The sequence below is a fragment of the Amycolatopsis sp. NPDC101161 genome (genome assembly GCF_044768185.1).
In the GTDB taxonomy this organism is placed as follows: domain Bacteria; phylum Actinomycetota; class Actinomycetes; order Mycobacteriales; family Pseudonocardiaceae; genus Amycolatopsis.
Genome location: NZ_JBIWPI010000004.1, coordinates 1101418 through 1114747, shown reverse-complemented (window position 1 = coordinate 1114747; position 13330 = coordinate 1101418). Strand labels below are relative to the sequence as shown.

12 protein-coding genes and 1 tRNA gene are annotated in these 13330 nt (G+C 72.7%); 6 read left to right on the top strand and 7 right to left on the bottom strand.

Annotated features, from left to right (window positions below; translation table 11 throughout):
- Positions 1 to 4: 4 nt before the first annotated feature.
- The 5 genes from ACIRSS_RS33130 to ACIRSS_RS33110 are packed head-to-tail and all read right to left on the bottom strand — an operon-like array spanning position 5 to position 6957.
- Positions 5 to 1309, bottom strand: a complete 1305-nt coding sequence (locus ACIRSS_RS33130; RefSeq protein WP_400901707.1) for an acyltransferase family protein — start codon at positions 1307 to 1309, stop codon at positions 5 to 7.
- A gap of 3 nt (positions 1310 to 1312) precedes the next feature.
- A complete protein-coding gene (locus ACIRSS_RS33125; protein WP_400901705.1) occupies positions 1313 to 3118 on the bottom strand; it encodes a glycosyltransferase in 1806 nt (601 codons plus the stop codon).
- A 2-nt stretch (positions 3119 to 3120) separates the two neighbouring features.
- Positions 3121 to 3663, bottom strand: coding sequence for a hypothetical protein (locus ACIRSS_RS33120; protein ID WP_400901703.1), 543 nt, complete (start codon positions 3661 to 3663; stop codon positions 3121 to 3123).
- Entirely contained in the window at positions 3660 to 5600 is a 1941-nt protein-coding gene (locus ACIRSS_RS33115) for a glycosyltransferase family 4 protein (RefSeq protein WP_400901701.1), read from the bottom strand. Before ACIRSS_RS33115 ends, ACIRSS_RS33120 begins: the two co-directional genes overlap by 4 nt.
- Before the next feature lie 31 nt (positions 5601 to 5631).
- Positions 5632 to 6957 carry a hypothetical protein gene (locus tag ACIRSS_RS33110; protein ID WP_400901699.1) on the bottom strand — a complete coding sequence of 442 codons (1326 nt, stop codon included), beginning with the start codon at positions 6955 to 6957 and terminating at the stop codon, positions 5632 to 5634.
- A gap of 165 nt (positions 6958 to 7122) precedes the next feature.
- Between ACIRSS_RS33110 and ACIRSS_RS33105 the strand changes: the two genes are divergently transcribed.
- Both ACIRSS_RS33105 and ACIRSS_RS33100 read left to right on the top strand, forming a co-directional pair.
- Positions 7123 to 7728 (top strand): hypothetical protein, encoded by a 606-nt coding sequence (locus ACIRSS_RS33105; protein ID WP_400901971.1) that lies wholly within the window; start codon positions 7123 to 7125, stop codon positions 7726 to 7728.
- Positions 7729 to 7797: 69 nt separating this feature from the next.
- A complete protein-coding gene (locus ACIRSS_RS33100; protein ID WP_400901697.1) occupies positions 7798 to 9273 on the top strand; it encodes a protein kinase in 1476 nt (491 codons plus the stop codon).
- Here ACIRSS_RS33100 and ACIRSS_RS33095 read toward each other — a convergent pair.
- Positions 9258 to 9932 (bottom strand): alpha/beta fold hydrolase, encoded by a 675-nt coding sequence (locus tag ACIRSS_RS33095; RefSeq protein ID WP_400901695.1) that lies wholly within the window; start codon positions 9930 to 9932, stop codon positions 9258 to 9260. The genes ACIRSS_RS33100 and ACIRSS_RS33095 overlap by 16 nt on opposite strands.
- A gap of 135 nt (positions 9933 to 10067) precedes the next feature.
- Between ACIRSS_RS33095 and ACIRSS_RS33090 the strand changes: the two genes are divergently transcribed.
- The 3 genes from ACIRSS_RS33090 to ACIRSS_RS33080 are packed head-to-tail and all read left to right on the top strand — an operon-like array spanning position 10068 to position 11355.
- On the top strand, positions 10068 to 10607 hold the full coding sequence (locus ACIRSS_RS33090; RefSeq protein ID WP_400901693.1) for a DUF2716 domain-containing protein: 540 nt from the start codon (positions 10068 to 10070) through the stop codon (positions 10605 to 10607).
- A 33-nt stretch (positions 10608 to 10640) separates the two neighbouring features.
- Positions 10641 to 11042, top strand: a complete 402-nt coding sequence (locus ACIRSS_RS33085) for an immunity 7 family protein (RefSeq protein ID WP_400901691.1) — start codon at positions 10641 to 10643, stop codon at positions 11040 to 11042.
- A 4-nt stretch (positions 11043 to 11046) separates the two neighbouring features.
- On the top strand, positions 11047 to 11355 hold the full coding sequence (locus ACIRSS_RS33080; protein WP_400901969.1) for a YiaA/YiaB family inner membrane protein: 309 nt from the start codon (positions 11047 to 11049) through the stop codon (positions 11353 to 11355).
- 122 nt (positions 11356 to 11477) lie between these two features.
- Here ACIRSS_RS33080 and ACIRSS_RS33075 read toward each other — a convergent pair.
- Positions 11478 to 11550, bottom strand: a tRNA-Gly gene (locus ACIRSS_RS33075).
- A 187-nt stretch (positions 11551 to 11737) separates the two neighbouring features.
- On the opposite strand from ACIRSS_RS33075, the gene ACIRSS_RS33070 reads away from it, so the two are divergent.
- Positions 11738 to 13282: a sigma-70 family RNA polymerase sigma factor gene (locus ACIRSS_RS33070; RefSeq protein ID WP_400901689.1), complete on the top strand. Its 1545-nt coding sequence runs from the start codon at positions 11738 to 11740 to the stop codon at positions 13280 to 13282.
- Positions 13283 to 13330: the final 48 nt, after the last annotated feature.

Below are 13330 nucleotides of genomic sequence, written 5' to 3'. Positions count from 1 at the left end.
ACCCTCAGGCGCGCATCGACTCCGGCAGCATCCGGCGCATCGCCCGGCGGGTCGGTTCCTCGAAGTACCGGTGCAGCACCTGCGCGATCAGGATCGTCAGCCCGATGAAGCCGAGCACGATCAGCCGGTACTCCCAGCTGGTCGGCATGTCCGTCAGCTTCAGCTTGGTCTGGATGACGTGCCGCATCACGTCGATGACCAGCCAGTGGACCAGGTAGAGCGCGAACGAGATCTTGCCGCCCCAGATCAGGAGCTTCGTGCGCAGCAGCCACGCCAGCGGTTCGCGCTCACTGATCGCCAGCGAGCCGATCAGCAGCAGGAACAGGGGAACCACGACCACCGTCTCGGCCGAGCCCCACATCAGGTGGCCGTTGATCCGCCAGTCGAGGCCCATGTTGTAGCGGCGGAACGGGTCGAAGTGCTGCACCAGGAAGATGATCGCGACGATGACCACGAACACCGCCGACGGCCGCAGGAACCACGGCAGCCGCGCGGACCGGCCGTACCGCAGCACGATCAGCGCGGTGAACGCCCCGCCGAAGAACTCCGTGAGGACGCGCAACGGGATCATCCCGGGCACCAGCGCGTTGTGGAACAGCAGCAGGTCGCTGCCGTCTTCCATGGTCACCCCGATCGCGACGATCGGGAACACCGAGACCAGCGCGCACAGCACGAGCGAGCGGATGCGGACCGTCCGGAGCATCTTCGCCAGCACCGCGACCGCGACGCTGAACACCAGGTACGCGAGCCATTCCGCGCTCAGCGACCAGTCCACCGGGTTCCACTGGTCCGGTTCGATGAACCACCCCTGGATCAGCAGGACGTGTTCGAGGAACCGAGCCGGGCTGGCCGCCGCCTGGATGCTCGCGTCGGCGTTCACCTGCAGCGAGTACGCGCGGTAGAGCGCCCAGCCGAGCAGCACCAGGAACATCACCGGCCAGATCCGGCTCAGCCGCAGCCAGAGGAAGCCGAGCGCCTTGCGCGGCGTCCACGGCTCGGTCATCCGCTCGAGGTGCGTGTAGGTCATGATGAAACCGCTGAGCACGAAGAACAGGTCGACGCCGAGGTGCCCGGCGTCGAACAGCGGCGCCAGCCTGCCGAGGAACGGGAACGACGAGACCAGCTCCGGGCGGAAGTGGAACGTCAGCACCCAGAGCGCCGCCAGCGCGCGGACCCCGGTCAGCTGCGGGAGGAACGACGGCAGCGGTCCGCGGTCGGCGGGCTCCGCCGGTTCCGGGCGTGACTCCGGCGGAGCGGGGGTCTCGGCCGTGATCGCCGGGAGCACGTCCGTGGTCTCGGTGCTGTCCATGTCCTACCGTTTCGCGTTGGCTGCGGCCCAGGCGCGCTGGGGATCGAGGTCGAGCGGCCGGGCGGGCGGGTCCGGCACCGTGCGGGACAGCAGGACCTGCTGCACCAGCTCCGTGCGAGCGTCCCGGCCGGCGACCCCGAGCCAGAAGCCGTGGTGCTCCAGGCCTTCCGCCCACGGGTCTTCCGGCCAGCCGCCCAGCTTCTCGAGCACGGTCCGCCGGACCAGGTAGCCGCTGCCCAGGTAGGGCAGCCGCGCCAGCCGCCGTGCTTCCGGCGGGAGCGCGCCGACCAGGCCCCGCGCGGCGTCCGCGACCGGGCAGTGGGCCACGTCCGCGCCCGCCCGCACCGCGGCGAGCAACCGGGTGACCAGGTGGGGCGAGCATCGCACACCCGCGTCGAGCACCAGCAGCAGGTCGGCTTCGGACTCGGCCAGGAGCCGGTTGTACGCGTGGCCGGTGCCGCGGGGGACCGGGTGGTGGAGCACGTCGTAGGGCTTCGGCCCGGGCGGCTCCGCGGTGCCGTCCTGGCAGACGAGGACCCGCGCCGGAACCGTCGTCCCGCGCGCGAGGTCGTCGACGAGCGCGGCGACCCCCGGGTCCGCGATCCGCCGGACGACGAGGACGTCGAGGTCGTCCGCGCGCGGCGCGGCCCCCGGCGAAAGCGGCAGTGCGGCCGGGGTGAGGACGCCACCGTCCGTCCGCCGGGCGGTTTCCGCGCGCTCCACGAACAGCCGTGCCGCGAGCCGCCGGTCCGGGCCGGGGTCGCCGCCGAGGGAGGCCTCGCCGAGGAACCGCGGGTCCCAGCTCGGGGTGTCCACGGCCAGCGGCCCGTCGGCGGGCACGACGACCGCCGCCGCCTTGCGGAGCGGGCGTTCCGGCCGGGCCGGCGCCGGGTGCCGCTCCGCGAGGTCCGCGGCCAGCTCCAGCAGCGTCCGGGCCGACGGGCCCATGTCCAGCTCTTCCTTGACGAAGCGGTAGGCCTCGGCGCGGATCGACCGCTCCAGCTCGCCGTCGCGCAGCATCGCCGCGGTGGCCGCGCCCACGACGGTTTCGCGGGCCACGAGCAGGTGCTGCCCGGCGGTGAACGGCGCGAGGTCGCGGCTCGGTTCGGTGACGACGACGCAGCCGTTGCAGGCCGCTTCCAGCACCCTCACCCACTCCAGGGCCCGGGACGCCTCGCGGTGCAGGTTCAGCAGCACCCGGCTGCGGGCCAGGTGCTCGTGCTTCGCCCGCCCCATCAGGAAGTCCGGTCGCGGCTTGACCATCGGCTCGTGCGGCGGCGTCAGCAGCCGGACCGCGAAGCCGTCCAGGTCGCGGGCGGCCCGGGCCAGCAGCGCGGAGCGCCGGTGCTCGGCGGTGCCGAGGTAGGTGACGTCGATGTCGCGCGGTGCGTCCGGGTCGCCGCCCCACCGGTCCCACAGCGGGGTGTAGCCGAGCTGGAACCGGCGGACGTCGTGGCCGCGCCGCACCAGCTCGTCGGTGGAGTCGGCGTTGATGTCCACCGCGCCGCCGAACTCGGGCAGCAGCGCGGCGCTGGTGTCGAAGGTCCGCGTGCCGGGGTGCTCGACGCAGAACGCGATCGTGCGGCGCAGCTGGTCCGGCCGCGGCCGCTGCCGCTCGGGCAGCACCACGAGGTACTCGTGCGGGACGACGACGAAGACCGTGTCGTCGTCCTCGTCGGGCAGCGGACCGACGTGCGTCTCGGCCCGCCCGCCGGCCCGGCGCACCGCGTCGGCGACGACCTCGAAAAGCTCTTCCATGAAGGCGCTGCCGCCCGGCGCGGACGCCAGCACCAGTCGGGGATCGGCCACCGTCAGCGGGTCTTCCGGCGCACCGTGCGCAGCGGCGCGGTGACCCGCCAGCTGATCGTCTGCCGGTGCGCTTCGAGCTCTTGGGCGAGCTCGGCGACCTGGCGGCGCAGCTGCTCCGCGTCCCGGTCGTCCGTCGGCACGAGTTCGGGCAGGTCGGCGCCGTGCAGGGTGAGCTCGGCCTGCAGCAGGTCCATCCGCAGCTGGTCGCGCTCCAGCCGGGTGCGCTCCAGCTCCTGCCGGGCGAGATCGCGGTCGCGGCGCAGGGCGTCCAGCTCCACGCGGGCCTCCGAGGCCTCGTCGACCTGGCGCCGCAGCTCGTCGTTCGCGCGGGCGTCCTCGACCAGCCGTTCCTGCACGCGCAGGGCCTCGCGCAGCTCGGCGTCGGCGCCGCGGAGCCGGCCGAGCAGCCGTTCCCGCTCGGCCATCAGCACCGAACGCTCGGCGCGCAGCTGCAGCAGCTCGGCCCGCACGGACGCCGGTACGGCGTACTCGACCGGCGCGTCCTCGTCTTCGCGGCTGACCGCGCGGTCTTCTTCGGCGCTCATGCGTCCCGTTCCTCGGTACCGGTGCCTCGGGCGAGGCTCTTCAGGATGGTGGAGAACTCCTGCCCGTAGTGCGCGGAGTCCAGGAAGGCGCCGACGCCGGCCCGGGCCCGCTCGGCGATCCGCGCGCGGGTCTCCGGCGGGGTGTCCAGCGCCCGCAGCAGGCCGACCGTCAGCGCGCTGAGGTCGTTGGGCAGGAACAACCAGCCGCTTTCGCTGTCGCTGACGATTTCCCGGGTGCCGAAGACGTCGGCGGCCACCACGGGCACGCCGAAGGCCATCGCCTCGAGGATCGAGCGGGGCAGCGACTCGATGTCGGAGCTGTTGACGAACAGGTCCGCCGCGCGCAGCCACTGCCGCGGGTCGCGGCAGATCGGCACGAGGCTGACCGAGCCGCCCAGCCCGGCCGACTCGACGTAGTCCCGCAGCGCGTCGCAGTACGGCGACTCGTGGGTCCCGACGATCACCAGGTGGGCGTCCGGGTGCGTCACCCGGACCTGCTCGAAGGCCAGCAGCAGCGGCGCTTGGCCCTTGCGCGGCTCGCTGACGCCGATGTTGAGCAGCACGGTCGCCGACTCGGGCAGGCCGAGCTCGCGCCGGACCTCTTCCTTGGTGGCGTACTGCGCCTGCTGGACCGGGACGAGGTCGATGCCGTACCGGACGGTGACGCACCGCCGTGGCCGCGACCAGGGCAGGAACATCTCGCGCGTGGCGTCGGCGACGAACAGGAGCGTGTCGGCGTCGGCCAGGCAGCGTTCCCAGCGTTCGCGCACCAGCGGGTCGAGCCCGTCCATGCCCCAGTTCAGGTAGGCGAAGTCCTCCAGGCTGAAGCTTTCGTGGATGACCCACGCCACCGGCAGTCCCGCGAGCTTCGCCGCCTCCACCCCGGCGAACATGCCGAGGGTGTTCACCAGCACGACCCCCGCGCCGGACGCGGTGGCCAGCATGGCCAGCTCACCGGCGTAGGCGGCGTACTGCGTCGCGTCCTGGACGCGGTGGTGGCCCGTGACGTGCACGGTGACGCCGAGGTCTTCCAGCTCCGCGCGCAGCGGCCCGTCTTCGGGGGACACGAGCGTGACCTTGTGCCCGTGCGAGCCGGCCAGGTGGCGCAGCAGCTCGCTGAGCCAGAACTGGCCGCCGCCGACGCGCAGGCTGTGCGTGACGACCAGGACGTGGTCGGTGTCCACGGCGGCCTTGACGCGCCCGAGCAGCTCTTCGGTGAACGCCGTCGCGCGCGCCGCGGCTTCGGCGTCGCGCCGGTCCACCGCCCGGCGACGCAACGTCGCGTACCGGACCGGCGACGTCCACTCCCGCCCATCGCGGGTCCAGGCCCGGACCCGCAGGCTCACCTTCCGCCGGTCGCCGGCCGCCAGGGGCAGCGGCACCCGGGCCTCGTACCCGCTCAGCCCGGCCTGCCGGACCTGGCCCGGCAGGTTCCGGGTGACGTCCGGCCGGGGCAGCATCAGCCGGGCGCGCTGCGGGGCTGCGCCGTCGACCTCGACCTCGATCCGGCTGGGCAACCTGCCGTCGAGCAGCAGCCACCCCGAGACGACGACCAGGTCACCGACGAGCTCGGCGTCCGCCGCCGGGTGGTCGATCTCCCCCAGGGAAGCGGGGATCCGGTAGGTGCTCTCCGGCCAGACCGCGACCCGGCTGAGCTCGGTGCCGTCGGGCGCGGTGACCGTCGCCTCCACGCCGACCGGCTGGTCGACGTCGACCTCGGCCCGCCAGACCCAGCTCGGCCAGTCCTCGGGCACGCCCGGCACGGCGGTCGTCCCGCGCTCCCAGTGCACCCGGGCGATCTGCCCGCCGAGCCGGACGGTGCTGCCGTCCGGTCCGCTCGGCGAGACCAGCCAGCCGCCGACCGCGACCCGGCCGGCGGTGATCGAGGCACTGCCGGCGTCCACACCGGCGAGCCACGGCAGCTCCCGCACGATCATCAGATTCCTTCGTCCATGCGCTGGCGCGCGGTCACTGCCGGGGGTGTTTCGCGAGCTGCTCGCTCAGCGTCTTCACCACGGCCGGGGCCAGGATAGGGCTTTGCCCGCCGATGAGGTTGCGTTCCGCGATTTCGACGACGACGACATCGCTGTCGGCGAGCTTCGCGGCGGCCGCCGCGGTGTCCTGCACGACGTAGTCGGAGTGCATGATCGTCATGTCCGTGAACGCGGCCGCGAAGTACATGTTGGCGAACCCGGTGAACGAGTCCCCGATCATCGCGACCTTGTCCGGGACGGTGCCGGGCACGGCCGGGCCGTGCAGCTCGATGGGCACGGTGTTCGGCTGGCCGAAGAAGGTGCGCGTCCGGTCGGCGCCGCCGTCCGGGGCCAGGCTTTCCAGCTCCGCCGGTTCGCTGCCGGTGCGGCCGATCAGCGGCGGCAGGTCGGTCTGCTTGTCGAACGTCTCCTTGGACGCGGTCCGCCAGGTGCGGGTCACGCCGGGGCGCAGGTCCTCGGCCACGGCCCGGACCATCGTGAGCCCGCCGTGGAACTGCCAGTGGGTGTCCTGCTTGAAGTAGATCGGGGCACCCCGGCGCTGCGACTCGGCGAGCAGGGGCCCGCGCATGTCCAGGTAGCCGACGTCGTTGTTGAGCCGCTGCCACATCGTCCGGGCCGCGACCGGGGCGCAGTCCTTGCCCGGGTACTGGTCCGGCAGGAACTGCGGGAAGATGTCCGACTTGTCGGGCGGCACGACCAGCACCAGGCGCCGTCCGGACGCCTCGACCGCCCGGCGGAACCCGATCAGCTCGTCCATCACGGTGGCGGTCGGGATCATCGGGTTGCACTTGGCGTAGAGGTCGTTGCCGAGGAACAGCCAGCCGTCCCGGCCTTCGACGACCGCCGGGTAGTTGCTGTTGGTCTGCCCCGGCAGCTGGCCGGTGTCCGGGCGCGCGGGCGGCTGGGCCGGCACCGGGCCGACCCCGGGGGCCGGGGGCTTCGCGCCGAGCGCCGGCGGCTCGCCGAACACCGATCGGCTGATCCCGTCTTCGGCCTGGACGGCGGCTTGGCGGCCGGGCAGCCAGTCGGTGGCCCAGGCGCCGAGCCCGCTGAAGAAGCCCCAGCCGTCGGACAGGCTCGGGAAGTCGTGGAGCTTGCGGTTTTCGAACGCCTCGGGTGGCCCGAACAGGCCGAGCGAAACCACCGGAGTAAGGAAGAAGATGACCGCGCAGACGAGGGCGACCTGCTGCCGGCCGTGCCGCGGGCGGTACATCGAGTGGCCCTTCGGCAGCCAGGCCTCGTGGACCGGAAGGGGCTGGATCCGCTTCTCCGGCTCCCCGCCCCTCAAGTGCACCGACACCCGTTCACCATAGCCGACCCGCGGTTCGCCGGATTCCGACGCCCGAGTTCGCCGCCGTCACCTCGTCGGCGGCCGAAAACTGTCGTACATATGTTCTAAAATGGGCGTTGTCCAGGGGAGATGCCGCCCGTGTCCGCGGGTGGTGCGATGGAGGAAGGCAGGGCCATGGCCTACATCACCCTGCCCACGTTCGTGGGCTACAGCGCTAGTACCGGTCCGTCGCGGTCGTCGTTCGTCCGGCGGCAGCGCCGGCTCTACGAGGACCCGGCGCGCGCCGCGTTCAACTACTACCGGCGGGCGGCCAACGCCGTGCGGTCCGGGCGGGCGGCGGGGCAGGACGCGACGGCGTTGCGCGCGCTCGTCAACGCCGCCGACGACCGGACGAAACCGCACTACGCGGCGATCGCCGAGGGCTGGCTGCGCTACCTCGGCCGGAAGTCGCCGCGGCTGGTCGAGGTCGGGCGCGGCCGCTGCCGGATCGGGGACCTCGAGATCGGCGTCAGCCCGCAGCTCGGGCTGCGCAAGAGCGACGGCCGCCGGTACGCGACCTGGCTCTACTTCAAGGAAGAGCCGCTCACGAAGGACTCCGCGCAGCTCGCGCTGTGGGTGCTGGAACAGGCGATGCCGGACGTCCTGCCGGGCGGCCACGCCCTGGTGATCGACGTCCGGCGGAGCAAGGAGTTCCAGCTCTCGGCGCGCGACCGCGAACGGCTGCGGCCCTGGGCCCGCAGCGAGGCGTCGGCGTTCCTCACCCTCTGGGACGCCGCCTGAGCCGGGGAGGCGCCGGGCCCGCCCGGCGCCTCCCCTAGCATCGCCCCCACGGCGTTCAGGGGGGCGACGATGAGACTGGTCGCGGGGCGGTACGCGATCTCGGCCGAGCTGGGCCGGGGCGGCATGGGCGTCGTCTGGCGCGCCGAAGACACGGTGCTCGGGCGGCCGGTCGCGCTCAAGGAGCTGGCGACCCCGCCGGGCACGAGCCTCGAGCGGGTCATGCGCGAAGCCCGCACGGCCGGGCGGCTCAACGACCCCGCCGTCGTCACGGTGTACGACGTCGTCAGCGAGCAGGGCGCCACTTTCATCGTCATGGAGCTGGTCGTCGCGCCGACGCTGGCGGACATCATCGGGCGCGAAGGACCGCTGGACACCAGCCGCGTCGCCGCGCTCGGCCTGCAGGTGCTCGGCGCGCTGGAGAGCGCGCACGCGGCGGGGATCGTGCACCGGGACGTCAAGCCCAGCAACATCATGGTGCTGCCCGGCGACCGCGTGAAGCTCGCCGACTTCGGCATCGCGCGGGCGCTGGACGACCCGTCGCTGACGCAGACCGGCGGCGTCATGGGGTCGCCCGGGTACATGGCGCCGGAGCTGTTCGCCGGGGCCGGGCCGTCGCCGGCGGCGGACCTCTGGTCGCTCGGCGCGACGCTCTTCCACGCCGCCGAAGGCCGCGCGCCCTTCCAGCGCACCACGACGGCCGCGACCCTGCACGCGATCATGTACGACCAGCCCGTGCTGGAGCGCTGCCGCGGCCCGCTCGCGGACGCCGTCCGCGGGCTGCTCACCCAGTCCGCTTCGGACCGGCTGACCGCGGCCGGCCTGCGGCGGCTGCTGGAAACCGCGAGTACCGGCGCGCCGGCCGCGCCGTCGCGGACCGCGTGGCTCGCCACGCCGCCACCGGCCACAGTGGACGGTCGGCCGGCGAAGAAGCGCCGCCTGCCGCTGATCCTGACCGGAGTGGCGGTCGCGGTGATCGCGGCGCTCGGCGCGATCTTCCTCCTCAAGCCGGACCGCACCACGCCCGCGCCCGTCGCCGCTCCCGCGTCGACCTCGTCGTCCGCGAGCCCGACGGCAACGACGAAACACAGCACCAAGAAGCCCGCGCCGACGACGTCCGCGAGTTCCACTCCACCGTCGCCGACCGCCGGGGACCGGCCGCCGAAGCTCGAGGAGGTGCCGCTGATCCGCTTCCACCAAGCCGACGGCGGTCACTTCAGCGGGACGAAGAAGGTCGGCCCGCCGGCCGGGTTCACCAAGGAAGGTGTCTTCGGTTCGCTCGTCGCCAACGCCGAGCCCGGGACGCGGAAGCTGTTCGCCTGCAAGGTGAAGGACCAGAAGGACTGGTTCACCTCGCCCGACCAGAGCGGCAAGTGCGAAGGCCAGCAGTCGCTCGGCCTGCTCGGCCACATCTACGCGAACCCGCCGTCCTGGGGGAGCACCCGCGCGCTCTACCGCTGCAACGCGGGCGCCAGCCACTTCGACTCGCTCGACGCCGGCTGCGAGGGCAAGACCAAGGAGTTCCTGATGGGCTACGTCATCGTCTGAAGCACCCCGGCGACCAGCTCCGGCCGCGTGACGAACGGGTGGTGCGCCACCGGCAGTTCGACGACGTCGGTCGCGCGCGCGGCCTGCCGCCGCTGGGTCTCCGGCAGCGTCGCGCGGTCGTCGGCGCAGACGACGTAGGTGGACGGGACCGCCCGCCAAGCGGCGGTCGTCACGGGCTGGCCGAACACGGCTTCGTTCTGCGCGGTGAGCCGGGCGGCGGCACCGGCGTAGGTGGTGTCGTCGAAGTCCTGGGCGAACAGCGGCCGCACCAGCTCCTCGCGGACGCTCGCGGTGCCGTCGCCGTGGCTCACGTGCCGCGGCGGTGGCTCGCTGCCGCCGAAGTCCGCGAGCGCCTCGCCGGCGTCCGGCAGGAACGACGTCACGTACACGAGCCGGTGGACCGCGGGGTGGTTGCCGGCTTGTGTGATCACCATCCCGCCGTAGGAATGCCCGACGAGCAGCGCGGGCTCGTCGGAGGCGTCGAGCAGCGCGCGGACGGCCGCCGCGTCGTCGTGGAGATCGCCGCGCGGCTCGCTCTCGCAGCTCGGCAGCACCGCCGCTGAGCTGCGCAGACCCCGGCCGGCGAGGACGTCCGCCGTCGGCTGCCACCACCAGGCGCCGTCGCGGACGAAGGCACCGTGGACGAAGACGATCCGCATGGTGACAATCTGGCAGGACCCACCCGGTCGAGTGACACAGTTCGCGGCGAGCGGACGAGGACTGGACAAACCGGAGGGCGAACACGAAGCTTTCGCGTGTTCTTTCGTGCCCGGCCGAAGTCAGAGGTCGTAACAGTGAATGCTGCCTGGGAAGCCGTCTCCCGCGTCGCCGACGAGCCCGCCTGGTACTGGGTGTACGACAAGCTGGCGTTCTGGCCGAGCACCTACGCCCACGCCTGGCCGGGCTTCCGCGAGCCGGCGCCGTCGCGGACCTGGGACCTCTCGCCGGGGGACCTGGACCGCGGGTCGGCCGAGTTCCGCCTCGGCCCGTACGCCGTCGAAGAGCACCAGGTCGCGGCCATCGCGCTCGCCGCGTTCCGCGAGGTCTGCGGCCCGGACGACTGGATGTGGGCCCTGCACTGGCAGCACCAGTCCTTCCGCGTCCGCCCGCACCTGATGACCGAGGGCGCGCGCTGGCCGGTGCCGGTGTTCCCGCGCGCCGACTACCACCTGTTCCTGGCGTCGGACTTCTCGTACGGCACGCTCGGCCACCCGTGGGAGCGCACGCTCTGCGTGTTCGGCGACAAGCTCGTCCCGGCTTTCGAGAAGCACGGCGAAGGCGTCTTGGCGAACCTGCTGCGCCGCGACGGGAAGCCGTCCGCACTGGCCCGCTGAGCTCGCCGTTGATCTCTTGCTACCGTTCTGCGGGTGTTCGAGTATCACGGCTGGGTGACCATCCAGGCGACCGCGAGCGGCGATGACGACGCGGCGCTCCTGGAGCGCCTGGTCGACCGCGTGCACCGCGCGATCCGCGACGCGGGTGACTTCGACCTGGTCGACCTCCGCTGGAGCGCGGGCATGCCGATGCTGCACTTCGGCGGCTTCGACAAGCACGGCGGCCGCTTGGGCCCGGAGCTGCTCGAGGTGTTCACGAGGGTCGGCGAGCTGGCGGCGGGCTCCTACGGGCTCCTGCACGTGTGGGACGACCAGGACCCCGAGCACGACAACGAGTTCCGCGTGTACCGCATGGCCCGCGGCCAGGTGACGGAGCGCGAAGACCCGCACCTGACCCCGGTGGCCCCGACGGTCCTGGACGTCTACGAGCTGTAGCCCGATCGCAACCGGGCCTGAGACCAAATCCGGAACCACGTCCCCCACCACGACGGCCTTCTACATCCAGGCGGCGATCTCGTTCGGCTTGGCACTGGCGGCCGTCACCGGCGGCATCGCGTACCTGCCGGTCGACGGCTGGATCCGCGGTTTCCTCGCCCTCGGCGCGCTGTACCTGGTCACCTCCACCTTCACGCTCGCCAAGTGCGTCCGCGACAGACAGGACGAGACCTCGGTGGTCTCCCGCGTCGACCAGGCCCGGCTCGACAAGCTCCTCGCCGAGCACGACCCGTTCAAGGCGTCCGCGATGTAGGTCACCCGAAGAGGTGGTTATGGAGGAGCAACGAAAGTCGTGTGACGGCGCTCACCGGTGAACCGCGCCGAGACAGCGAAAAGCCCCCGCTCGATGTCCTGAGCGGGGGCTTTTCGATCTTGAGCGGATGACGGGATTCGAACCCGCGACCCTCACCTTGGCAAGGTGATGCGCTACCAGCTGCGCTACATCCGCACTGCGTTGCTGTTGGGAGAACTCTATACCAACCGAAAACTGCTCCGATGAGCGGGTCCCGAAGTGCCCTGACCCGGTGCTTCGGTGTCACAGCTGGCGTACAAGGGGTGACGACGGCTGAATCCCTCCGTATGGTGTCCCCATTCGACCGAATGGGGAGACCTTCGGGGAGGAGGTGCCGGGCCGGATGACCGAGCTGGGCACGGTGCCGCCACCAGCGGCCTCGGAATCCGACGAGCAGGCACTGCTGCAACGACTTCGAAACGGCGAGGACGCCGCGTTCGGGGAGCTGTTCGAGCTGCACGCCGCCGCCGTCCGGAGACTGGCGCAGAGCCTGGCTTCCGACCGGTCCGAGGCCGAGGACATCACCGCGGAGACGTTCTTCCGCGTGCTCCAGGCCCTTCGCCGCGGCGCCGGCCCCCGGGACTACGTCCGCGCCTACCTCCTCACCGTCGCCCGCCGCGTCTCCTGGGAGTGGCACGGCGCCCGCCGCGACGTCCCGGTCTCCGACGACGAGCTGACCTTCCGCGCCGGCGCGGGGGCCGACACGCACGCCCGCACCGCCGAGCACACGCTGATCACGACGGCGTTCACCAGCCTGCCCGAGCGCTGGCGGACCGTCCTGTGGCAGACCGAGGTCGAGGGCGAGCAGCCCGCCATGGTCGCCACCCACTTCGGGCTGAGCGCGAACGCGACCGCCGCGCTGGCCCGCCGGGCCCGTCAGGGCCTCCGCGCGGCCTACTTGCAGGCCCACCTGTCGGTGAACCGCGGGCCGGACTCCTGCCGCGCGGTCGTCGAGAAGCTCGGCGGGTTCACCGCCGGCAGCGTGACCGGCGCCGAGGCGGAGCGCATCAAGGCGCACCTGCACGGCTGCTCGTCGTGCCGGGCGACCCAGGACGAGCTGCGCGACGTCTGCTCGTCGCTGCGCGCGCACGCCGGGGTGCTGGTGCTGCTGGTGCCGGCCGCGGGTGCCGCCGCGGGCGGCAGCGGCGTGCTGGCCGGGCTCGGCACGACGATCAAGGGCGTGCTGGTCGGCTCCAAGGTCAAGATCGGGCTCGCGCTGGCGTCGACCGCAGCCGTGGGTGCCGTGGGCGTCGCCGCCGGTCCCGTGCTGTTCGGGTCGACGCCGGTGCAGGACGTCGGGCTGACCGGCGGGGCGCCCGAGCTCGTCGTGGTGCCGCCCGCCGAATCGCACCAGCAGCCGCCCCCGCAGCCGCAGCAGGACCCGCGGATCGGCATCGGCGTGCTCAACGGCCGCGGCACCGGGATCGCCGTCCCGGCGCGGCAGCGCGGCGGCGGTTCCAAGCAGCTGGCGGCGAACGAGGTGCCGTCCGTGCCCGCGGGCGACGTCCCGGCAGGCGACGCCGGTTCGCTGCCGCAGCCGGGTACGAACGGCGGCACCCCGCGCGACGACGTCACGACGTCCTCGACGTTCAGCACGCCCGACCACTCGTCGACGTCGCCGCGGCTCGACTCCACGACCACGGAGATGACGAAGTCGAGCGACGAGACCGCGCCGGAGAGCGCGGGGGCGCCCGAGCTGTCGCCGTCCGACCGCCCGGGGAGCACGACGACGAGCGCCCCGACCAAGCCGGCGCCGACCGACGAGGAAACCGAGCCGTCGACGACCGTGACGCCGACTTCGGGAAAACCGTGCCCGAGCAGCGCGTCCGAAGTCACTGGTTCGAGCGACCCGGCGGACCCGGCCTCGACCACCCCTGAGCAGCGTTGATCAACTTCGCCGGGTGGGATGTCCGATTCCTCCCTCGCGCGGGCGAGC

Excerpts from the sequence above, each read along its gene's own strand:
- ACIRSS_RS33070 (WP_400901689.1), top strand. The coding sequence starts at position 11,738 with ATGACCGAGCTGGGCACGGTGCCGCCACCAGCGGCCTCGGAATCCGAC.
- ACIRSS_RS33130 (WP_400901707.1), bottom strand. The coding sequence starts at position 1,309 with ATGGACAGCACCGAGACCACGGACGTGCTCCCGGCGATCACGGCCGAG.
- ACIRSS_RS33095 (WP_400901695.1), bottom strand. The coding sequence starts at position 9,932 with ATGCGGATCGTCTTCGTCCACGGTGCCTTCGTCCGCGACGGCGCCTGG.
- ACIRSS_RS33100 (WP_400901697.1), top strand. The coding sequence starts at position 7,798 with ATGAGACTGGTCGCGGGGCGGTACGCGATCTCGGCCGAGCTGGGCCGG.
- ACIRSS_RS33120 (WP_400901703.1), bottom strand. The coding sequence starts at position 3,663 with ATGAGCGCCGAAGAAGACCGCGCGGTCAGCCGCGAAGACGAGGACGCG.
- ACIRSS_RS33105 (WP_400901971.1), top strand. The coding sequence starts at position 7,123 with ATGGCCTACATCACCCTGCCCACGTTCGTGGGCTACAGCGCTAGTACC.
- ACIRSS_RS33115 (WP_400901701.1), bottom strand. The coding sequence starts at position 5,600 with ATGATCGTGCGGGAGCTGCCGTGGCTCGCCGGTGTGGACGCCGGCAGT.